The organism is Pseudomonas sp. BN607, assembly GCF_029871175.1.
Taxonomy (GTDB): domain Bacteria; phylum Pseudomonadota; class Gammaproteobacteria; order Pseudomonadales; family Pseudomonadaceae; genus Aquipseudomonas.
The window spans coordinates 134,462-156,367 of the sequence record NZ_SSOE01000064.1 but is presented as its reverse complement, the minus strand read 5'-3'; the positions used below and the strand labels follow the sequence as shown (position 1 = coordinate 156,367).

Below are 21,906 nucleotides of genomic sequence, written 5' to 3'. Positions count from 1 at the left end.
ACCGAGATCAATGATAATCGCGCTACCTCAGAGCCCCCAGGAGCCCGCATGGACCAGATCCACCTGATGAAGGTGTTCGTCGCTGTTGGCGAACTGGAAAGCTTCGCCGCCGCCGCCCGCCGTCTGGACATCTCCCCGGCCGCTGTCACCCGCGCCGTCAGTGCCCTGGAGGATCAACTCGGGGTCAAGCTGCTGCTGCGCACCACGCGTAGCGTGCGCCTGACCGAGGCGGGGGGCCGTTACCTGGAAGACACCCGGCACATCCTTGCCAGCATCCACGAGGCCAACGAAGCCGCCGCTGGCATCAACGGCACACCCAAGGGCGACCTGGCGGTCACCGCGCCGATTCTGTTCGGCAAGAAGTTCGTCATGCCGTGCATCGTCCGTTATCTGCAGCAGTATCCGGAAGTTGATGTTTCCGCCTACTTCCTCGACCGGGTAGTGAACATGGTCGAGGAGGGTATGGACGTGGCCGTGCGCATCGGCCCGTTACCCGACTCCGGACTGAAGGCGCTGCGGGTGGGCAGGGTGCGGCGCATGCTGTGTGCCGCGCCCGAGTACCTGGCGCGCCATGGCGTGCCAAAGCACCCGTCGGACCTGGCCGGGCATGCGGTGATCGGCACCACCAACCTGTCGCCGCGTGCGGGCTGGCGCTTCGGGGTGACCGACGAGCCAACCCTGGTGCGCATGAAGCCGCGGCTGACGGTCACCAGCAATGACGGGGCGATCGCTGCCGCCAGCGGCGGGCTGGGGATTGCGCGGTTGCTGTCGTATCAGGTGGCAGATGAACTGGCCAGCGGCCAGTTGCAGGTGATTCTGGCCGAGTACGAGGAGGCCCCTTGGCCGATTCATGTGCTGCACCGCGAAAGCAAGTACGGCTCGGCGAAAGTCAGGTCGTTTATCGACATGTTGGCGCAGGCGCTTCGGGCCCAACAGCTGGACTGAGACCGTACGATGACAGCGGCGCCGCCGGGGTAGAATTCAGGGCTGCCAAGCAGCCTCAGTAACAGGCAACTCGGTTACAGAGCCCGATATTGCATCTTGAACCCCAGGCTCATCGTTTCCCCCCGCTGCAACATCCTGAGCCCCGGCCGCCCTGGCAAGTGATGCGCATTGATGGGGTGGCTAACCGGTTCAAAGCAGAAAAAACCTTGCCCTTGCGGACAGAACAGCAAGAAGTGCTCAGCCCCGCTGGCGCTGCACGCCAATCGATAGCCCGCCCCCGGCTGTTCAATCACACACTCCCCGGGCCAGCCACTGAAAGCGTGATCGACCACCGTCTGTGGCAGGCTGCCAATGGTTCAAACCTCCACTGCTCCGGCACCTCGGCCTGGTACGACGGCAACCGCCCCTCTTCGGCCAGCCACACCTTGCGCGCTGCCGCATACAGCCTGGTATCGGGATACCGCGGAAAGTAAGGGTGCAGCCCCAACCCGTACCAGTTGGCCGACTCATCCAGATGCGTCACATGCAGGTCCAGGTTCAGGCAACCCTCCTGCAGGCGCACATCCAGCGTGGCCCGGTAAGCAAACGGCACAGCACTGTCCAGCGTTAGCCGTGCTCGCTGTTCACTGTGATGCTCCACCTGCCAGGCCTGCTGCCAGGCACTGCCATGGATCGGGTAAGGGTCGTGCCCGGTATTGGGCGCCAGTGCCTGCCAGCCCTCGGGCCGGGCGAAGCCACCCTCGCCAATGCGATTGGACCAAGGCGCCAGCGGGTAGCAGGCCAGCCGCCGCGGTGTGCCGCTGGCCAAGGCGTCCGCATCGGAATGGCGCAGCAGCGCCTGCCCTGTGGCTTTTACCTGCCAGTTGACCAGGCTGGCGCCCAGCTCCGGGGCCAGGCTCAGGCGGGTCAGTCGGTCCTGCAGGTGCAGTTCGGTCATCGCCATGCAAGGCTCCTTCGAGAATGCCATTCAACTGGCCCGCCGGTAAGTCAGCAGCACGATGCCGCACACCACCACGGCGCCGCCGAGTAATTGCAGGGTGCCCAGTTGTTGATCGAGCAAAGCCCAGCCCAGCAGCAAGGTGGCGATGGGTTCGACGTTCATCACCGGCGCGTTCTGCGCCATGTTCAGGCGTGGTACGCAGACAAACAGCAAGGTGAACGCCAGGCCATACAGCACCACCAGGCTGGCCAGGGCTGCCCAGCCACTGCTGGTGCCAGGCAGCGACAAACCGGATGGCATCACCCCGCTTGCACCTGCAACCAGCATGCTGGAAAACACGATAAGCAGGGTCAGCAGGCTACGCACCGGGCCGCGCACGGCAGCCAGTTTGTGGTCGGTGATCCACAACGCGCAGGCAAAGGCACAGGCAGCGCCGAACGCCAGGCTGACGCCCATCGCCCAGTGTGGGTTCGCCGCGCCGCTGTCGGCCAGGTGTGCCGGTACATCCAGCGCCAGCACCAGGCCGCAGAGGATCAGGCCCATGAACAGCACGGTGCGGCCTGTGGGGCGTGCACCGCCCAGCGCCCAGGTGAGCAGTGCCAACAGCATCGGGAAGGTGTTGCCCACCAGCAGTGCCAGAGCCACCGGAATACGCGCTACCGCCGAGTACAGGCAGAGGCTCTGGGTGGCAATCAGCAGGCCGAGCAGCAGCTGCCAGCGGCGCGCACCAGAGGGCAGGGCCAGGGCCTGACGTTGCCACAGCAGCAGCCCGGCCAGTACCAGGAAGGTGATGCCCGAGCGACAGAGAATGGCCAGCAACACGCCGGTGCCGTCATCGAAGGCAATGCGCGCAGCGACATGGTTGCCGGCGAACGAACAGGCCAGCAGGGCCAGCAGGGCGATGGCCAGCTTGCGTGGGAACAGGGGTACGGCAGAGGAGGGGACAGCCATGTGCAGGATCCATTTGCAAGAGCCCAGGGGCCGCCAAGCGGCCCCCGGTCATAATTACAGCACCACGCTAGGCAGCCACAGCGAGATCGCTGGAATGTAAGTCACTGCCATCAGCACCAGGAACAGCGCCAGGTAAAACGGCAGCAGCGCCTTCACCGTCGACTCGATGCTCACCTTGCCAATGGCCGAGCCCACGAACAGCACCGCGCCCACCGGTGGCGTTATCAGGCCGATCCCCAGGTTTACCAGCATGATCATGCCAAAGTGCACCGGGTCCACGCCGATACCGGTAATCACTGGCAGCAGGATCGGGGTAAGAATCAGAATCAGCGGCGCCATGTCCATCACCGTGCCCAGCAGCAACAGCATGAAGTTGATGCACATCAGGATCACGTAGCGGTTGTCCGACAGGGTCAGGAACGCCGTGGTGATCTTCGACGGGATCTGCATCAGCGTCATCACGTAGCCGAAGCTAGCGGCAAAGCCGATCAGGATCATCACGATGGAGATGGTCCGTACGGTGCGGTGCATCAGCTTGGGCAGGTCGCGCCACTTGTAGTCGCGGTAGATGAACATGGTCACGAAGAACGACCACACCACCGCCACCGCTGCCGACTCGGTCGCGGTGAACACCCCCGACAGGATACCGCCGAGGATGATCACCATGGCCATCAGGCCCCACAGCGCCTCACCCGCAATCTTCAGCGCCTGGCGCAGTGGGATGACTTCGCCCTTGGGGTAGTTGCGCTTCTTGGCGAACAACAGGCACAGGCCCATCATCACCGCGCTCAGCAGCAGGCCGGGCATCACCCCCGCCATGAACAGCGAGGCGATCGACACCGTGCCGCCCGCCGCCAGCGAGTACAGCACCGAGTTGTGGCTGGGCGGGGTCAGCAGCGCCTGCACCGAGCCACTGACGGTCACGGCGGTGGAAAATTCACGCGGGTAGCCTTTGCGCTCCATCTCCGGGATCAGCACCGAGCCCACCGAGGCGGTATCGGCCACCGACGAGCCGGAAATCGCGCCAAAGAAGGTCGAGGCCATGATGTTGACCAGCGACAGCCCGCCACGCACGAAGCCCACCAGCACCCCGGCAAAGGCCACCAGCCGCCGCGACATGCCGCCTTCGGCCATGATCGCGCCGGCCAGCACGAAGAACGGAATCGCCAGCAGCGAGAACTTGTTAACCCCACTGGCCACCTGGATCATCATCGCCTGCAGCGGGATGTCGATCCACCAGGCGCCGATCAGTGCCGACAGGCCCAGGGCGTAGGCTACCGGCATGCCGATCAGAATGAGTACGATGAAACTGCCCAACAGAATGAACGCTTCCATTTACGCAGCTCCTTCGTTTTCTTCGACCAGGTCAAAGCGCACGACCTTGCGGTTGCTCTGATCGCCCAGCAGGAGTTTTTCCAGCACGAACACCAGCGTCAGCACGCCGCCGACCGGGATCGGCGCGTAGGTCATGCCGACCCGCACGCCGGGCAGCGAGGCCAGCGACTGGTTCCAGGTGGTGATGCACAGCCGGGTGCCGTAATAGGTCATGAACACACACACCACGATCATCAGCAGTTGTACCAGCAGGGCGACCAGCTGGCGCTGCAGCGGCGGCAACCGGTCGGTAATCATCCCCACCGCCATATGCGCCCCGGCGCGATAGCTGGCGGCGGCACCAACGAAAGTGAATACCACCATCAGCAGGATCGAGACCGGCTCTGGCCAGCTGGAGCCGGTACCCAGCACGTAGCGGGCGAAGATGCCCCACGGGATGATCAGCGTCATGGCCAGGATCGACAGGCCCGCGATCCAGATGCAACTGCGGTAAAGCGTGTCGTTCACGCTCAGGAAAAGCGATTTCATAGGCATCACCAAAGCGGCAGGGCGGCGGCGGCCGCACTGCCGAGGTCGTCTTGGAAGGGGCTGGTATTACTGGACGGCGTCGATACGCTTCATCAGGTCGGCGTACGGCGCGCCGTACTTCTCGCGCACCGATGCGGTGGCTTCGAAGAACGGTTTCTTATCGACAGTGATGAACTCGACACCGGCGGCCTTGAGCTTCTCTTCGCTGGCGGCGGACTTGGCGTCCCACAGCGCACGCTCTTCCATCTGTGCTTCGCGCGCGACCTTTTTCACCAGCACCTGCTGCTCGGGAGTGAGCTTGTTCCAGGTGGTCTTGGACATCACCACCGGCTCCGGCAGGATCAGGTGGCCGGTCAGGGTGTAGTACTTGGCGCTCTGGAAATGGTTGTGCTCAAGCAAGGTCGGCGGATTGTTCTCGGCGCCGTCGATCACCCCGGTTTGCAGGGCACTGAAGATTTCCCCGGTGTCCATGGCGATGCCGTTGCCGCCCATGGCATTCATCATGTCGATGAACAGCGGGTTGCCTTGTACGCGAATCTTCATGCCCTTGAGGTCTTCCAGGCTGCGCACCGGCTTTTTGGTGTAGATGCTGCGCGAGCCGCCGTCCATCCAGGCCAAGGCCACCAGGTTGAAGTCGGAGTTGGTGATCTTGTCGAGGATCTCCTGGCCAATCTCGCCATCGATGATCTTGCGCATGTGATCATGGTCGCGGAACACGAACGGCATGTTGAACACGTTCACATCCGGTACTACCGGGCCGACGATCCCCAAGCTGACGCGGGTCATCTGCACGGCGCCGATCTGAGCCTGTTCGATCACTTCCTTCTCTGATCCCAGCACGCCGCCGGCGAACATCTTGAAGGTAATATCGCCGTTGCTGGCCTGCTCCAGCTTTTTACCCATGTTCTGCTCGGCGACCACGGTCGGGTAGCCGGCCGGGTGGATTTCGGCGAACTTGATGTCCAGCGCCGAGGCGGGCATGGCCACGCTGAAGGCGAACGGGAGTACGGCAAGAAGCAGCTTGCGTTTGAACGTCATGATGAAACTCCGTGGTTTTTATTATCCGGTTTCGGGCGTGCAAGTGTGGGTGTGGCAGTGGGGCTCAGCCCCGGTAGGCAGGTTCCTCCAGGCCCTTGGTGCCAGGGTTGAGGGCAAATACCCCGCCAGCCAGTGGCTGGTCGCCGAGGTCGATGCCCGCGGGGCGGATCGAGGTGACGTACAGGGTGTCGAGGTTGGCGCCACCAAAGGCGCACATGGCCGGCTTTTTCACCGGCACGCTGAGCGAGCGGTCGAGGCGCCCGTCAGGGGTGAAGCGGTGAACTTGCCCGGCGTCGTTGCCGCAGATCCAGTAGCAGCCCTCCTGGTCGACCGCGGCGCCGTCGGGGCGCCCTGGGTGGCCGCGCATGTCGACGAACAGCCGTTTGTTGTGCGGCGTGCCGCTGTCGGTGTCGTAGTCGAAGGCCCACACCTTCTGCACGTTGGGGTGCGAGTCGGACAGGTACATGCGCTTGCCGTCGGGGCTGAACGCCAGGCCGTTGGGCACGATCATGCCGTCCTGCTGCAGGTGCAGGTGGCCTTCGCCGTCATGCCGGTACAGCGCACCCACATGGGCGCCTTGCTGCATGTCCAGCAGCATGGTCCCGGCCCAGAAGCGGCCCTGACGGTCGCAGCGGCCATCGTTGAAGCGCATCCCGCCCTGGGCATGCTGCACGCTGGCGAGCAGGCGGCTATCCAGGCGGCCATCGGCTTTGGCCTGGATCTGGTAGATGCCGCTTTCCATCCCTGCCACCCAGCCTTGTCCGCTACGGGCAATGCAGGCGAGCATTTCGTCGCCTTGCCATACTTGGTGCGCGCCATCGGCGGCCTGCCAGCGGTGCAACTGGCGGGCGGGAATGTCGACCCAGTACAGGGCCTGTTCGCTGGGGTGCCACACGGGGCTTTCGCCGGTGCCGTTGCGGGCGTCGACGATCAGTTCACAGTTCATGGCCGTGCCTCCTGGCGTGCGTGGGGTCAGTTGAACGGGCCGGCCACGGTAAAGGCGCCGCCTTGATAGACCATGCTCGGGTCGTCGGCAGCTGGCGCCGGTTGGGCTTCCACGGCTGCGCGGAAGGCTTCCGAGCTGTCCTTGGGCACATAGCCCAAATGCGCGGCATGGCGGTTGTCCCACCACACGGTGCGGTTGTCGGAGGCGCCGTAGACGATGGTATGGCCAACGTCGGGCGTCGATAGCCCACGTTCGATCAGTTGCACCAAGTCGTCATAGCTCAGCCAGGTGCAGAGCATGCGCGGGTTCTGTGGCTGCGGGAACGAAGAGCCGATGCGGATGCTGACGGTTTCGATGCCGTAGCGGTCGAAGTAGAAGCTGGCGACATCTTCGCCGTAGCACTTGGACAGCCCGTAGTAGCTGTCGGGGCGGCGCGGGGAATGCGCGTCGATGCGCTCGTCCTGGCGGTAGAAGCCGATGGTGTGGTTGGAACTGGCGAAGATGATGCGCTTCACCCCATGCTTGCGCGCCGCCTCGTAGATGTGAAACACGCCGCAAATGTTGGGGCCGAGGATGTCTTCGAAAGAGTGCTCGGTGGAAACGCCGCCGAAGTGGATGATGGCGTCCACGCCTTCGACCAGGGCATGCACCGCTGCCTTGTCGGCCAGGTCGCAGGTGATGACCTCCTCATGCGGGCCAGCAGCAGGCGCCATGGGGCTGATGTCGGAAAGGCGCAGGACCTCGGCGTAGCCTTTCAGGCGTTCGCGAAGGACCTTGCCCAGGCCGCCTGCGGCTCCAGTGAGCAGCAGGCGATTGAGGGGGGTAGTGGTCATGGCCGGCTCTTGTTATTAATTGTTGTAGGTTGTCGTATGACTTCGGTAATTATTGGCGGTGGTTCTGTGTGTTGTCAATGAGGCTTGGGCGGCTTTTGCCGGCCTTTTCGCGGATAAGAAAATGCGAAAGGCCTGCGCGGTCGCCCGTAGGAGCGGGTTTACCCGCGAATGGGCCGGCCCTGCTGGCCGATCTCCACCCGCCGTTCGCCGTTGTCGCCGCCACTGTATTCGCGGGTAAACCCGCTCCTACACCTGATCGAGGGTGGACACAGGTCGGTGGTTGGGCGCAGGCCGTCGTGTAGGAGCGGGTTCACCCGCGAAAGGGCCGGCCCTGCTGGCCGATCTCCACCCGCCGTTCGCCGTTGCCGCCGCTACCGTATTCGCGGGTAAACCCGCTCCTACACCAGATCGAGGGTGGACACAGGTCGGTGGTTGGGCGCAGGCCGCTGTGTAGGAGCGGGTTTACCCGCGAATGGGCCGGCCCTGCTGGCCAATCTCCACCCGCCGCTCACTGTTGCCGCGACCACCGTATTCGCGGGTAAACCCGCTCCTACACCAGATCGAGGGTGGACACAGGTCGGTGGTTGGGTGCAGGCCGTCGTAGGAGCGGGTTCACCCGCGAAAGGGCCGGCCCTGCTGGCCAATCTCCACCCGCCGTTCACCGTCGCCGCCACCACCGTATTCGCGGGTAAACCTGCAGGTCTTGATCAGAGCAACGACAACGGATAGTTGAAGATCAACCGGTTCTCATCAAACTCGTTATTGCTGTAATCCCGGCGAATCGACGAGTTACGCCATTTCACACTCAAATCCTTGAATGCCCCGCTCTGGATCACATACGCAAGCTCCGTTTCACGCACCCACTCCTTGCCATCGGTCACCCCCCCGCTGTGCACATCGCGCCCGCTGATGTAGCGGTTCATCAAGGTCAGCCCTGGCACCCCGACGGTGACGAAGTTGAAGTCATGGCGCACCTGCCACGAACGCTCGTTGGCATTGTCGAAGCTGGAGTTGTAGCTGTCGTTGGCCAGGGTCCCGCCGCTGGTGCCGTTGACCCGCATCCAGGTATCGCCATCGACCTTCTGCAGCCCGACCCAGAAGGTGCTGCCACCGTACTTGGCCGAGAACATCCCCGAGTAGGTCTTGTTATCCAGTTCACCAGCGCGCCTGGAGCCGTCGTCATCGCCATGGAAGTAGCCCAGGTTGGCGCCCAGTGTCCAGTCTCCCACCGGCTGGCTGTGGCTCAGTTGCAGGTACTGCTGCTGATACACGTCCTTGAGCACCGCGTTCCACAGCCCGACCAGGGTACGGTCCTTGTTGAACTTGTACTCGCCGCCGACGAAGTTGAAGCGGTCCGATACCCCGCCGCCGTAGCTCATGTCTTCCATGCTGGCGTCGTTGCGCGGGCTGTTGCCGCGGAACTGCCCACCGTACAAGGTCAGGCCGGCAATCTCGTTGGACGTAACCTGGCCGCCACGGAACGTCTGCGGCAACGAGCGACCGTCGTCCGAGCGAAGAATCGGCAGCACTGGCATCCACTCACCGATTTTCAGCTCGGTCTTGGAGATGCGGGCCTTGCCTGCCACTGCCAGGCGCCCGTAATCGTCAGCAGGCTTGCCATCGTCATGGCGTGGCAGCAACGCCGTGCCATAGGTACCGCCACCGCCGTCGAGCTTGACCGACCACAGCCCCAGCACATCCACGCCGAAGCCGATTGGCCCTTCTGTGAACCCAGAGCGGGCATCGAGAATGAAGCTTTGCGTCCACTCCTCGGCCTTGCTCTGTGGGTTGCTGGGGTTGGTGAAGTTGCGGTTGATGTAGAAGTTGCGCAGCCCGAGGGTGGCCTTGCTGTCCTCGACAAATCCCGCTGCCAGGCTGGTGCCCGGCAGGCCGGCGATAACCCCGGCGCCAAGCAGGGCGAAGGGCAGGGTGTGGCAGATTTTCATTATTGTTGTGCTCCCTAAGGGTGTGGCAGCCCGTCCACCGGGCACGCGCAAGCGGCCTGCGGCAGGGGCGGGTAGATAACGGGCCGGTCAGGGCCAGGGGTGAATACGCGGTAACCGGGCGCTACGTATTGGCAGGCGTACGCGAGCTGGCCGGGGGAAGAGGGGTATGCAACAGGCGTAGGTGTAGCGGGATGGATGTCGACATGAGTTCGTCCACTGATTGTTGTTTTTGTTATGTGTTGTCGTACAACTGTGGGCGATTATTAGCAAGGGGGAGGAGGGCTGTCAACGGCTGATGGCTGGGCAATTTAGGGGTAAGATGGCAAAAATCTGGCTGCGGAAGCTCTACCGAGAGCCCTCTAGAGACATACTACGACTAAGGTAGTCCTAGGCACTATCTCAGCAGCGGGCGCGCCCCCTGTAGGGGCGGCTTTAGCCGCGAACACCGGCAAAGCCGGTGCCATCCATCGCGTAACCTGCTTCGCGGGCAAACCCGCTCCCACAGACGTACGCCTGTAAACCGAAGACATGGTTTACAAATCCAATCGCCTGTGGACCTTGTAGTTACCCTGCGCTATCTTCAGATTTGGCCTCGCCCTCGACCACGTAGACTGGCATGTCCAGTCCCGGCACCTCGTTGTGCCGTACCCCTCTTGTCGGCGTGGGCGGGGCCTATTCATTTGCGGAGCGACTGACTGGATGAGATCGAGCGCTTCCTAGCCCTCGCAGTTCATGCAAGCAAGCAGAACCTGCGCCGCAGCGCGCCTCTCTCCTTCAGCCAGTCCATCAAGATTCCCAAACCCGGCTCAGGTAGGCGTTGATGAACCAATCTGGCATGTCGTCCTGATGAAACTCCAGCGTTGCGCCATCAGTAATCTCTGCAAGAAAGACAGACTCATCTCCGGAGTTATCGAAAATATAAGCCCGATTTGCTGCGGAAATGGCCTCTGGAAGCAGTGAGAGTGTTCGAGCATAGCGCTGGGTAATTTTGTCTCTCGGGACGTCATGGCCGCCATCATCGACCCGGTTTGCTACCCGAAGAATATTGATCTGCGGTGAGTCGGTGGCTACGAAATACAGGTAAGTCCGGTAGCCCATCTGCTGAGCCGCTTCCATAAATCGAACCTTCTCCGAAGAGGACATCACTGTCTCGAACGTGAAGCTGATTCTGCGTTCGAGCAATTGATGGCGGATGAGGTCTGCAATGACTGCAGCGTGGTAGGAATTTACATCCACGCCTCGGAATTCGATTTTTTGGCCTACGAGTGTTAGCCGGCCTGCGCTCTCCTGCAGGCCTGCCCTTATGATCAATGGATGCTGGGTGAGATACGTCCGTAATGCCTGCTGAGCTCAAGGCCATAATCACTCAGGTCGATGAACCCTGTCGTTTTGGCAGACTTTTCAAGTTCATCAGCATTGACGTAAAGGTTGACCAGCCGATCTGGAATCTGGTCCTTGATGGTGCTTTTGCCAGAACCATTAGGGCCGGCAAAAACGCGAAGCTTAGGTGCGCCCACTGAGCTTGCGCACGGTGAAGCGCTGTCCGGTCTTCACCTTCAGGCTCGGTTTGGTTTCTGCAAGCACTTCAACATGGCCATCAGCGTGGGTTGCGATGATGTGGTTGTTGTCGACGGTGACAACCGTATGCCCCGCTGCAACAGCCCGGAAATATGCAAGGCGTGTAGCAGCTGCAGCCATCTCTGGGATCTGGTTCTCCAGATTCTCGATAGCCTCGTCGCTAAGCTGGTTTACGCGCAAGATTGCCATAGCTTTTCCTGATTCGATCACACGCGTAGATTGATTGCTAATCAGTGTAATAGCCCTGGCAGATAACCAGAAGGCCGCGAGTGTGGTTTTTGCGGGCAGTGTTGAATCAAAATCCTACAAAAGCAGCAGAGCTTGTCCAAAAAGGGCCGCAAAACGGCCCCAATTGGCTCACTGACTGGCAGTAGACTGATCCCGCTCCCACTGGTTCTGCAATAGCCGGAACCGCGCATTAGCAGAGCACGCATAGGCTGTTTAGGCTAACGGAATCTGTCCAGGCATCCGAGTTCGGTGTGGGAGCGGGTTCACCCGCGAAAGGGTCAGAACAGGTAAAAATCGCCCGCTAAACCCCATGCATCCGCAGCGCCCGCTGCGCACACTCGCGCCAACTCAATTTGCGCTTCTCCACCGGCCCCGGCAGCTCAACTTCCCCAGCCAGCACCACCGGCATATCCCGCATCTTCACCCAAGGCTCACTCTGCCAATACAACAACGTAGCGCTGCGTCCACCAGGCCAGCACATCTGCCCCAGCCTCGGCGCATCGCCTGCCCCATCAGCCTGAGCATCACGCAGCACCGCCACCACCTCATGCGTCAGCCACCAGCGCAAATGGCGGTTCTCTGGCACATGGTGATGCGCCAACAAGGTATAGGCCCCGGACTCACTGACCATGGTGGTCTCCTGGTATTTGCCATAGCGCACTAGCGGCACCGTGCGGTACTGGTCCGGGTCGAGCTTGCGCATGCAGTGTTCGTCGAAGAAGTGACCGCTCAGCCTGCCGAGTTCGTGGGCGCAGAACCAGGCTTGGGATTCGAGCCAGAGCGTGTGGAGAGGGCGGTGGTGGCGGGTGAAGAGTGTAGGTGTCTTGAGACTGTCCATGTTTGGCCATCCTGAACTGGAGAGCCGTTGCTAACGGGAACGGGATTCCGCTGCGTGAGCGTTCTTAAGCGCATGATTGGAAGCTAATGAAAAAAAGCCCAGCAGTCAATCGAGTGATTGGATCTGGCGCGAATGATGGCTTTGTGATATTGCCTGGCTTCGCTGTTCGAGGTGAATTTTCTATCAATAATGGAAATAACAATTTCTATAGGTGAGTTAAGGACGATTGGATGGTGAATTTGCGCGATGATATCTGGGTCAAGGACGTAAGCTCCTATTTGAATGAGGTATTTGGGCTCGGTTCTAAACATCGGAACTCGGTTCGTTGTTATCGTGGTCAGGCTGATCTTAGTTGGGATCTGAAACCATCAGTCCTGCGTGGGCTTCAGGGCGACGCCGAATATGCCATGTTTAGTGAGCTCATGCTGGAGGCACCTTCAGAGTTTAATGGTGATAAAGCGATGTTTGATAAGTTGGTACGTGCTCAGCACTATGGGCTGCCAACTCGTCTGCTGGATGTTTCTCTAAATCCGCTTGTAAGCTTGTATTTCGCATGCTGCGAAGAGGAGCATCGAGATAAAAATGGCGTGGTCCTAATATTCGATTTTCGAAATGTTCGCGTGAAATTTTCAGATAGCGATTCCATCAGTTTAGTTTGTAATTTGGCCAGGCTCTCCGAGGTTGAGAAAAATTCTATTATAGAATTTGATGAGCGCTCAGATGATGTAGAGGGTTTTAGAGCGCTTGCTGCCATGAAGCGCCTCACTCAGTTTATTAGAATCGAAAAGCCGTACTTTCTAGACTCGGCTAAGCCTGAGGATTTGTTCAAGTATTTTTTTGTATACCCTGCTAAAAATAATAGGCGAGTGATAGCCCAGTCAGGCGCTTTTATAGCTGCTGGCTTGTTGAAGTACAAGGGGCTGGAGAAGTCAGTTGGGTTTAATATTAGGAAAATAATTGTGCCGGCTGACAAGAAGTGGTCGATTGTTAAGCAGTTGGATGCGTTAAATATAAACTCTCGCACCATGTTTCCTGAGGTTGAGTTTGCGTCAAAGTATATCAAGGATAAATGGATTAAGCGGCGTGCCTGGTGAAGTGAGCTCTGGTGTTTTTCGAGTTTTCGGAAGTGCCAATAAAAAGGCTGCCAATCGGCAGCCTTCTCGGTGCTCAGCCCGGACGATCAGTCCCAGCTCAACGCCCCACCAGTCTGATACTCAATCACACGCGTCTCAAAGAAGTTCTTCTCTTTCTTCAAGTCCATGATCTCGCTCATCCATGGGAACGGGTTGGTAGTCCCTGGGTACTCTTCTTTCAAACCAATCTGGGTCAGGCGACGGTTGGCGATGAACTTGAGGTAGTCCTCCATCATCGCTGCGTTCATGCCCAGCACGCCGCGTGGCATGGTGTCACGGGCGTATTCGATCTCCAGCTGGGTCCCTTGCAGGATCATCTGGGTCGCTTCTTCCTTCATCGCCGCATCCCACAGGTGCGGGTTCTCGATCTTGATCTGGTTGATCACGTCGATGCCGAAGTTCAGGTGCATCGACTCGTCACGCAGGATGTACTGGAACTGCTCGGCGACGCCGGTCATCTTGTTGCGGCGGCCCATGGACAGGATCTGGGTGAAGCCGCAGTAGAAGAAGATGCCTTCCAGAACGCAGTAGTAGGCGATCAGGTTGCGCAGCAGCTCTTTGTCGGTTTCGACGGTGCCGGTGTTGAATTCCGGGTCGGAGATGGCGCGGGTGTACTTCAGGCCCCACGCGGCTTTTTTAGCGACCGACGGGATCTCGTGGTACATGTTGAAGATCTCGCCTTCATCCATGCCCAGCGACTCGATGCAGTACTGGTAGGCGTGGGTGTGGATCGCCTCTTCGAAGGCCTGGCGCAGGATGTACTGGCGGCACTCCGGGTTGGTGATCAGGCGGTACACGGCCAGGGCCAGGTTGTTGGCAACCAGCGAGTCGGCAGTGGAGAAGAAACCGAGGTTGCGCATGACAATGCGGCGCTCGTCTTCGGTCAGGCCGTCCTGGCTCTTCCACAGGGCGATGTCGGCGGTCATGTTGACCTCTTGCGGCATCCAGTGGTTGGCGCAGCCGTCCAGGTACTTCTGCCAGGCCCAGTCGTACTTGAACGGTACCAGCTGGTTGAGGTCGGCGCGGCAGTTGATCATGCGCTTTTCATCGACTGCAACGCGGGCCGAGGAGCCTTCCAGCTCGGCCAGGCCTTCGGCAACGTCGAGGGCGTCGAGGGCAGCCTTGGCACGTTTGACGGCATCGGAGTCAGAAGCGGTGGCCGCACGGGCCTCCAGGGCGGCGGCACCACCGGCGCTGTCGAGCTTGTCGAGGGTGGCGGCGGCAGCGGCCTGCGCAGGGGTGTTGCCTTTGGCGGCTACTTCGCCGTCTTCTTTGTCGAATTCGTCCCAGCTCAGCATGGTTTGGCTCCTGCTTGAGGGTCGCCCTGGGGCAACCGGTTGGATTTTAAGAATGTGATGCCTGACGCAAGGCCGTAACGGCGAATGGACAGCTCGAGAGGCTGACTCTCGTTTACATCTGAATGTGTTCTGGCTTGTACCTGGCCAGGCCTCTGGGAGGGGCCAGGACAATTAAATAGGTGCTCTTTTCAGAGGGCGCAAAGTATACCGGAATTCACCTTCGATCGGGGCGCGAGTGTTGCCGGCGAGGGTAACTTTTTCGACCGGTTTGGCGTGCGTCCGTTCACGAAACAGGTGGCTTCTTCTACGGGGGGAGAGTGTAGCGTCAACCTATATGTTGTGCCAGTTTAAATTTTTAGGCACATCATATGGTGTTTTGTTGAGGGGGTGTGCTAGCCGAATCGGCCCCATCGCGGGCTGGCCGGCGATGAGGCCAGCTCACATTAGCTACGGTGCGTGTGCAGCGTTTCGACAATGTGTGTCTTGGGGTGCTTGCGTGCCTGTTCCACCGAGGTGAAACGGCCGGTTTCAGCATTGCGACCAATCTTGCGAGTTGCCAGTTTTTTCCGCGCCATGGGCTTACATCCTGTTTTGAGAGGTCCTGTTCTTTTACCGAGCCGCGCGAGCGCTGGGCAAAGGGCAAGGTTTCTCCGGGGCGCGGATACAAAAATGCCGCGCGGGGCACCCGTAGGTACCCCGCACGGCATTCAGGCCTTACTGGCAGGCTTCGCAGTCAGGCTCGTCGATCGCGCAGGCCTTCGGCACTGGCGCTGGGCCGGCTGCCTGGACCGGGGCGCTGTCGCCACCGCTGGAAACGGCGTTGAGCTTGCCGGTGTTGATGGTCGACTTCTCGGTGCTGGTCGCGGCCAGGGCACGGAGGTAGTAGGTGGTTTTCAGGCCACGGTACCAGGCCATGCGGTAGGTCACGTCCAGCTTCTTGCCCGAGGCGCCGGCAATGTACAGGTTCAGCGACTGCGCCTGGTCGATCCACTTCTGGCGACGCGAGGCAGCATCGACGATCCACTTGGTCTCGACTTCGAACGCAGTGGCGTACAGGTCTTTCAGCTCTTGCGGGATACGCTCGATCTGCTGCACCGAACCGTCGTAGTACTTCAGGTCGTTGATCATGACCGAGTCCCACAGGCCGCGCGCCTTCAGGTCGCGAACCAGGTAGGGGTTGATCACGGTGAACTCGCCCGACAGGTTCGATTTCACGTACAGGTTCTGGTAGGTCGGCTCGATCGACTGCGATACGCCAGTGATGTTGGCGATGGTCGCGGTTGGCGCGATGGCCATGATGTTCGAGTTACGAATACCTTTTTGCACGCGGGCACGCACTGGCGCCCAGTCCAGGGTCTCGTTCAGATCGACGTCGATGTACTTCTGGCCACGGGCCTCGATCAGGATCTGTTGCGAGTCCAGCGGCAGGATACCCTTGGACCACAGCGAGCCCTGGAAGGTCTCGTAGGCACCACGTTCGTCGGCCAGGTCGCACGAGGCCTGGATGGCGAAGTAGCTGACCGCTTCCATCGACTTGTCAGCGAACTCGACGGCTGCATCGGAACCGTAAGGAATGTGCTGCAGGTACAGCGCGTCCTGGAAGCCCATGATGCCCAGGCCGACCGGGCGGTGCTTGAAGTTCGAGTTACGCGCTTGCGGCACCGAGTAGTAGTTGATGTCGATCACGTTGTCGAGCATGCGCACGGCGGTGTTCACGGTACGCTGCAGCTTGGCGGTGTCCAGCTTGCCGTCGACGATGTGGTTCGGCAGGTTGATCGAGCCCAGGTTGCAGACCGCGATCTCGTCCTTGTTGGTGTTCAGGGTGATCTCGGTGCACAGGTTCGAGCTGTGGACCACGCCCACGTGCTGCTGCGGCGAACGCAGGTTGCACGGGTCCTTGAAGGTCAGCCACGGATGGCCGGTCTCGAACAGCATCGACAGCATCTTGCGCCACAGGTCTTTGGCCTGGATGGTCTTGAACACCTTGATCTTGTTGTACTCGGTCAGGGCTTCGTAGTACTCGTAGCGCTCTTCGAAGGCCTTGCCGGTCAGGTCGTGCAGGTCTGGCACTTCCGAAGGCGAGAACAGGGTCCACTTGCCGTCATCGAAGACACGCTTCATGAACAGGTCAGGGATCCAGTTGGCGGTGTTCATGTCGTGGGTACGACGGCGGTCATCACCGGTGTTCTTGCGCAGCTCGATGAATTCTTCGATGTCCAGGTGCCAGGTTTCCAGGTAAGCACATACAGCGCCTTTGCGCTTGCCACCCTGGTTCACGGCAACGGCGGTGTCGTTGACCACTTTCAGGAACGGGACGACGCCCTGGGATTTACCGTTGGTGCCCTTGATGTACGAGCCCAGTGCACGGACCGGGGTCCAGTCGTTGCCCAGGCCGCCAGCGAATTTCGACAGCATGGCGTTGTCGTGGATCGCGTGGTAGATGCCCGACAGGTCGTCTGGCACGGTGGTCAGGTAGCAGCTGGACAGCTGCGGGCGCAGGGTACCGGCGTTGAACAGGGTCGGGGTCGAGGCCATGTAGTCGAACGACGACAACAGGTTGTAGAACTCGATCGCACGGGCTTCCTTGTCTTTCTCTTCCAGCGCCAGGCCCATGGCCACACGCATGAAGAACACCTGCGGCAGCTCGAAGCGCACGCCATCCTTGTGGATGAAGTAGCGGTCGTAAAGGGTCTGCAGGCCCAGGTAGGTGAACTGCTGGTCACGCTCGTGGTTGATTGCCTTGCCCAGTTTTTCCAGGTCGAAGTCGGCCAGGGCCGGGTTCAGCAGCTCGAACTCGATACCTTTGGCGACGTAGGCCGGCAGGGCCTTGGCATACAGGTCGGCCATCTCGTGGTGGGTGGCGCTGTCGGCGACGTTCAGGAAGCCCAGGCCTTCGGCGCGCAGGGTGTCCATGAGCAGGCGGGCGGTAACGAACGAGTAGTTCGGCTCGCGCTCTACCAGGGTACGGGCGGTCATCACCAGGGCGGTGTTGACGTCCTTGATGGCAACGCCGTCGTACAGGTTTTTCAGGGTTTCGCGCTGGATCAGGTCGCCATCGACTTCGGCCAGGCCTTCGCAGGCTTCGCTGATGATGGTGTTCAGGCGGGCCATGTCGAGCGGCGCCAGGCTGCCGTCGGCCAGGGTGATGCGGATGCTTGGGTGCGGCTCGACCACGGCGTCGGTGTTGGCGCGGGTGGCGCGTTCCTTGGCGCGCTGGTCGCGGTAGATCACGTAGTCACGAGCAACTTTCTGCTCGCCGGCACGCATCAGGGCCAGTTCGACCTGGTCCTGGATTTCTTCGATGTGGATGGTGCCACCCGATGGCATGCGACGCTTGAACGTGGCGGTAACCTGCTCGGTCAGGCGCGCGACGGTGTCGTGGATACGCGACGAAGCGGCGGCGGTGCCGCCTTCAACTGCGAGGAACGCCTTGGTGATGGCAACGGTGATCTTGTCGTCGGTGTAAGGGACGACAGTGCCGTTACGCTTGATCACGCGCAGTTGGCCGGGGGCGGTGGCAGCCAGATCCTGGTTGGAATCGGCGGCCTGCGGCACCTGGGCCTGCGGGTTCTCGCGAGTTGTGTCGGTTTGCATGGGTGGGTGTCTCCACAGTTTCTATATTGTTCAGGCGCCTTATGGGCGCCCACCGTTCCGTCCACTTGCTCGATAACCTCGCGGGGATGCGCAATGCATGCGCATCCGCCCGCGCGGGCGTACCGACTTCGGGACAGATTCAGGAATAAGGGGCAATGGCTTGCCGCTCCCTGGCCGAAGTCAAAGGTTCTGGGCCGAGCCCAAAAACTGTTGCTGATGGGTGCCAGGCTTGGCCTGCAACACCCATGCCCGAACAACGCCCTGAAAGGGCTTGCCTCGGTCGCCTCCGCAGGAGCGGTTTGGCTGCTGAAATCACCTGAAGTTCCACCCGGAAAATCGCTTGATCTTGCGGGTTGACTTTTGTGTGTGATTTTGCACGAACCCCTATATCTAGTGGTTCGCTGCGATCGGGATACAAGATAATGCGGTATTGGGGGCTTTGCAAGGCGAGCGCCTGTGGATAAGTTGTGTGTACTTTGTGAGTGAATGGTGGGTATTCGCTGTAGGCCTTGTGCCAAGTGGTTTGCAGTATTTTTCTGCGTGGTGACGCCCTTGGGCAGTTTTTTTCGGGCGGGATACCTGTCACAAAAAACGGTTCAGTTCAGGGGGCGGTAGGGCATGTCTGAAGATCTGGGGTGCCTGGGAGATCGAGCGCCGCCCGCGCGGCGCTCGGTCTCGCAGGCGCCACCCATCTACAGCCATACTCTCAGCTGCCCTTACACGAAAGAACAACAAGGCCAAAGCCATGGACCACCTCACACCCCGCATCCTCATCGTCGAAGACGACCAGCGCCTCGCCGAGCTCACCGCCGAATACCTGCAGGCCAATGGTTTCGAGGTCGCGGTGGAGGCCGATGGCGCCCGTGCCGCGAGGCGCATCGTCGATAGCCAGCCCGACCTGGTCATCCTCGACCTGATGCTCCCCGGCGAGGACGGCCTGAGCATCTGCCGCCGGGTGCGTACCCAATACCCCGGGCCGATCCTCATGCTCACCGCCCGCAGTGACGAACTCGACCAGGTCCAGGGCCTGGACCTGGGCGCCGACGACTACGTATGCAAGCCAGTACGCCCACGCTTGCTGTTGGCGCGGATCCAGGCCCTGCTGCGCCGCAGTGAAGCGGTGGACAGCAAGCGTCAGGACCTGGCCTTCGGTGCGCTGCGCATCGACAACCGCCTGCGCGAGGCGCGCCTGGGCGAACAGCTGATCGAGCTGACAGGCGCGGAGTTCGACCTCCTCTGGCTACTGGCCAGCAACGCCGGCCGGGTGCTGACCCGCGAGCAGATCTTCACCGCGCTGCGCGGCGTCGGCTACGACGGCCAGGACCGTTCCATCGACATCCGTATTTCGAAAATCCGCCCCAAGATTGGCGATGACCCTGTCCAGCCGCGGCTGATCAAGACCCTGCGTAGCAAGGGCTACCTGTTCGTCGGCGAGGCGCCATGAACAACTCGATCTTCCTACGTATATACGGCGGCATGCTGGCCGTGCTGGTGCTGGTGGCGCTGCTCGGCGTACTCAGCCTGCACCTGGTCAATGAAGTGCGCGCCGCACAGCATCGCGAGGGGTTGGCCCAAGGCACATTCAGTCTGATGGCCGACAACCTGGCCATGCAGGACGAAACCGAACGCAAGCGTTCATTGCTGATCTGGGAACGCTTGCTCGGCGTGCCCCTGGCACTGCAGCCAATGACCGCGCGAAGCCTGGACGGGGGCCAGCGGGCGCGCCTGTACCGCGGGCTGGTGGTGGTCGAGATGACCGGCCCGCATGCCGCAGTCGTGCTGCGCAAGGTCGGTCAGGAAGACCTGCTGCTGGTGGCGCAGATCAAACAGATCAGCGAGCAGCTGGCGCGGGCCACCCTTTACCTGTTGGCCGACGAACTGGTGCGCTACCCGGTGACTGAGCAGCAGCAGCGTCTGGCACATCTAAAAAAGGAAAAGGGCTTCGGCTTTGGCGTGGCCTTGCAGCGCATCGAGCGGGCCAGCCTGGACGATGACCAGCGGCGCCGGGTCGAGGAAGGCGACACGGTGATGGCGCTGGGCAAGGATGGCGACTCGATCCGGGTGTTCGCCGGGTTGGCAGGCTCGCCCTGGGTGCTGGAAATCGGCCCGCTGTACCAGCTCAACCCGTACCCGCCGCAGTTGCTGATCCTGATCGCGTTCCTTGGCCTGTGCCTGATTGGCCTGGTGGTCTACCTGCTGGTGCGCCAGCTGGAGCGCCGCGTGTCGGGCCTGGAAGTTGCTGCTACGCGCATCGCGCAAGGTAGCCTGGACACCCGTGTGCCAGCGGGCGATGCCGACTCGGTAGGGCGCCTGGCCGCGGCCTTCAACGGCATGGCCGAGCATCTGCAGCGTTCGTTGACCATGCAGCGCGAACTGGTGCGGGCGGTATCCCATGAACTGCGCACGCCGGTGGCGCGCCTGCGTTTTGGCCTGGAGATGATCGAAACCGCCAGCACCGAGCAGGCGCGGGCCAAGCACCTTGCCGGCATGGACGGCGATATCCAGGACCTCGACAAGCTGGTCGACGAAATGCTTACCTACGCGCGCCTGGAGCAGGGCGCTCCGGCCTTGCAGTTCCAGCGCATCGACCTGGATGCCTTGTTCGACCGGGTCATCGAAGAACTGGCGCCACTGCGTGCCGACGTGCGCGTGGTGCGTGGCGAGTGCCAAGGCGCGGATGCCGATGGCGCCTGGGTCGAGGCCGAGCCGCGTTACCTGCACCGGGCGCTGCAGAACCTGGTCGGCAATGCCATGCGCCATGCCGAAGGCGAAGTGCGCCTGAGCTATCAGCTAGGCCAGCAACGTTGCCGCATCGATGTGGAGGATGACGGGCCGGGGATCCCCGAGGGCTTCTGGGACCGTATCTTCACGCCCTTCACCCGCCTTGACGACAGCCGCACCCGCGCTTCGGGCGGGCATGGCCTGGGCCTGTCGATCGTACGGCGGATCATCTACTGGCACGCTGGCCGGGCCACGGTGGGCCGCAGCGAGGCGTTGGGCGGTGCCTGCTTCAGCCTGAACTGGCCACGGCAGCAGGCACCGCTGTAAAGGTCAGACGCTGACCAGGCTCAGCAGGTGGCCGTCCTGCAGGCAGAACTGGCCTTGCACTTCTGCGCCTTGCCGCCACTGCGGTGACAGGTCGGTGAGCAGGCGCAGGCGTGCCAGGCCTTGCGGGGACCAGTCGAGCACTTCTGCGTGTTCGAAGTAGAAGCGTTGGCGAGTCAGTGGGTACAGGGTCTTGAACAAGCTTTCCTTCAGCGAGAACGTCAGGGTCACCGTAAGCCCAAGCTGGCGGCGGTCCAGGCGTTCAAGCTCTGCCGGGATAAGGATTTCACCCATCAGCCGCTCGGCGCGTTCGTCATCCAGCAAGGCTTCCTGATCCAGGCCCAGGCCTTGGCAGCTGTTTTCGTCGGCGACCACCGCGGCGGCCCAGCCCTTGCCGTGTGTGATCGAGCCATGAATACCGGCGGGCCATATGGGCGAGCGGTCTTCGTGGGTGCCGGGCACGTAGTCGCGGCCGTCAAGGCGCTGCAGGGCGGCACGGGCGCACACGCGGCCGGCCAGGTATTCGGCTTGGCGCTTGGCCACCGAGCGCAGCAGGCTGGCGCTGGGCAGCACGCCAGCGCGCTGGAAGTCGTCGGCGGACAAGTGGGCAGGGTCGAAGGCACAACTGACCAGTACCGCGCCGGGCAATGGGCGGGGCAGCGGCCAGTGGTGCTGGAGCGGGGCGCAGCAGGCGGGAAGTGTGTTCATGGCGGCTATTGTGCCAGCTGTG

General features: G+C 61.4%; 18 protein-coding genes and 1 pseudogene. 4 read left to right on the top strand and 15 right to left on the bottom strand.

Annotation, left to right across the window (positions count from 1 at the left end):
* Positions 1-48 precede the first annotated feature (48 nt).
* Positions 49-945, top strand: coding sequence for a LysR family transcriptional regulator (locus E8E68_RS21700; RefSeq protein WP_266031747.1), 897 nt, complete (start codon positions 49-51; stop codon positions 943-945).
* Between the two features lie 74 nt (positions 946-1,019).
* Here E8E68_RS21700 and E8E68_RS21695 read toward each other — a convergent pair.
* The 11 genes and pseudogenes from E8E68_RS21695 to E8E68_RS21645 form a co-directional block, all read right to left on the bottom strand.
* Positions 1,020-1,888: pseudogene (locus tag E8E68_RS21695) on the bottom strand (aldose 1-epimerase).
* A gap of 24 nt (positions 1,889-1,912) precedes the next feature.
* The gene (locus tag E8E68_RS21690) at positions 1,913-2,836 is read right to left on the bottom strand and encodes a DMT family transporter (protein ID WP_280344604.1); all 924 of its coding nucleotides are present in this window, start codon (positions 2,834-2,836) and stop codon (positions 1,913-1,915) included.
* A 54-nt stretch (positions 2,837-2,890) separates the two neighbouring features.
* Positions 2,891-4,171, bottom strand: coding sequence for a TRAP transporter large permease (locus tag E8E68_RS21685; RefSeq protein ID WP_014755560.1), 1,281 nt, complete (start codon positions 4,169-4,171; stop codon positions 2,891-2,893).
* Entirely contained in the window at positions 4,172-4,699 is a 528-nt protein-coding gene (locus tag E8E68_RS21680) for a TRAP transporter small permease (RefSeq protein ID WP_003254832.1), read from the bottom strand. It abuts the gene before it with no gap.
* A 66-nt stretch (positions 4,700-4,765) separates the two neighbouring features.
* A complete protein-coding gene (locus E8E68_RS21675; protein WP_064492306.1) occupies positions 4,766-5,737 on the bottom strand; it encodes a TRAP transporter substrate-binding protein in 972 nt (323 codons plus the stop codon).
* A gap of 64 nt (positions 5,738-5,801) precedes the next feature.
* Positions 5,802-6,683: an SMP-30/gluconolactonase/LRE family protein gene (locus tag E8E68_RS21670; RefSeq protein WP_280344595.1), complete on the bottom strand. Its 882-nt coding sequence runs from the start codon at positions 6,681-6,683 to the stop codon at positions 5,802-5,804.
* 26 nt (positions 6,684-6,709) lie between these two features.
* Positions 6,710-7,516 carry an NAD(P)-dependent oxidoreductase gene (locus E8E68_RS21665; protein WP_266031738.1) on the bottom strand — a complete coding sequence of 269 codons (807 nt, stop codon included), beginning with the start codon at positions 7,514-7,516 and terminating at the stop codon, positions 6,710-6,712.
* Positions 7,517-8,223: 707 nt separating this feature from the next.
* Positions 8,224-9,462, bottom strand: coding sequence for an OprD family porin (locus E8E68_RS21660; RefSeq protein ID WP_221100982.1), 1,239 nt, complete (start codon positions 9,460-9,462; stop codon positions 8,224-8,226).
* A gap of 786 nt (positions 9,463-10,248) precedes the next feature.
* Positions 10,249-10,698 (bottom strand): zeta toxin family protein, encoded by a 450-nt coding sequence (locus E8E68_RS26880; RefSeq protein WP_323054385.1) that lies wholly within the window; start codon positions 10,696-10,698, stop codon positions 10,249-10,251.
* A gap of 267 nt (positions 10,699-10,965) precedes the next feature.
* Complete coding sequence (locus E8E68_RS21650) at positions 10,966-11,229, bottom strand: hypothetical protein (protein WP_192907529.1); 264 nt, start codon at positions 11,227-11,229, stop codon at positions 10,966-10,968.
* Between the two features lie 340 nt (positions 11,230-11,569).
* Positions 11,570-12,106, bottom strand: coding sequence for a Bro-N domain-containing protein (locus E8E68_RS21645; RefSeq protein WP_266031732.1), 537 nt, complete (start codon positions 12,104-12,106; stop codon positions 11,570-11,572).
* A 230-nt stretch (positions 12,107-12,336) separates the two neighbouring features.
* On the opposite strand from E8E68_RS21645, the gene E8E68_RS21640 reads away from it, so the two are divergent.
* Positions 12,337-13,200 (top strand): FRG domain-containing protein, encoded by an 864-nt coding sequence (locus tag E8E68_RS21640; RefSeq protein ID WP_280344577.1) that lies wholly within the window; start codon positions 12,337-12,339, stop codon positions 13,198-13,200.
* A gap of 86 nt (positions 13,201-13,286) precedes the next feature.
* Here E8E68_RS21640 and E8E68_RS21635 read toward each other — a convergent pair whose 3' ends face one another.
* From E8E68_RS21635 to E8E68_RS21625, 3 genes are all read right to left on the bottom strand, one after another.
* Positions 13,287-14,537, bottom strand: a complete 1,251-nt coding sequence (locus E8E68_RS21635; protein WP_016488688.1) for a ribonucleotide-diphosphate reductase subunit beta — start codon at positions 14,535-14,537, stop codon at positions 13,287-13,289.
* Between the two features lie 443 nt (positions 14,538-14,980).
* Positions 14,981-15,112, bottom strand: coding sequence for a hypothetical protein (locus E8E68_RS21630; protein ID WP_266031728.1), 132 nt, complete (start codon positions 15,110-15,112; stop codon positions 14,981-14,983).
* Positions 15,113-15,251: 139 nt separating this feature from the next.
* Positions 15,252-18,131 carry a ribonucleoside-diphosphate reductase subunit alpha gene (locus E8E68_RS21625; protein ID WP_110747450.1) on the bottom strand — a complete coding sequence of 960 codons (2,880 nt, stop codon included), beginning with the start codon at positions 18,129-18,131 and terminating at the stop codon, positions 15,252-15,254.
* A gap of 745 nt (positions 18,132-18,876) precedes the next feature.
* Here E8E68_RS21625 and E8E68_RS21620 point away from each other — a divergent pair.
* Both E8E68_RS21620 and E8E68_RS21615 read left to right on the top strand, forming a co-directional pair.
* Positions 18,877-19,575 (top strand): response regulator transcription factor, encoded by a 699-nt coding sequence (locus tag E8E68_RS21620; protein ID WP_280344574.1) that lies wholly within the window; start codon positions 18,877-18,879, stop codon positions 19,573-19,575.
* Positions 19,572-21,179 carry an ATP-binding protein gene (locus tag E8E68_RS21615; protein WP_266031726.1) on the top strand — a complete coding sequence of 536 codons (1,608 nt, stop codon included), beginning with the start codon at positions 19,572-19,574 and terminating at the stop codon, positions 21,177-21,179. Before E8E68_RS21620 ends, E8E68_RS21615 begins: the two co-directional genes overlap by 4 nt.
* Positions 21,180-21,182: 3 nt before the next feature.
* Here E8E68_RS21615 and E8E68_RS21610 read toward each other — a convergent pair whose 3' ends face one another.
* Positions 21,183-21,884 (bottom strand): 4'-phosphopantetheinyl transferase superfamily protein, encoded by a 702-nt coding sequence (locus tag E8E68_RS21610; protein WP_266031725.1) that lies wholly within the window; start codon positions 21,882-21,884, stop codon positions 21,183-21,185.
* Positions 21,885-21,906 lie beyond the last annotated feature (22 nt).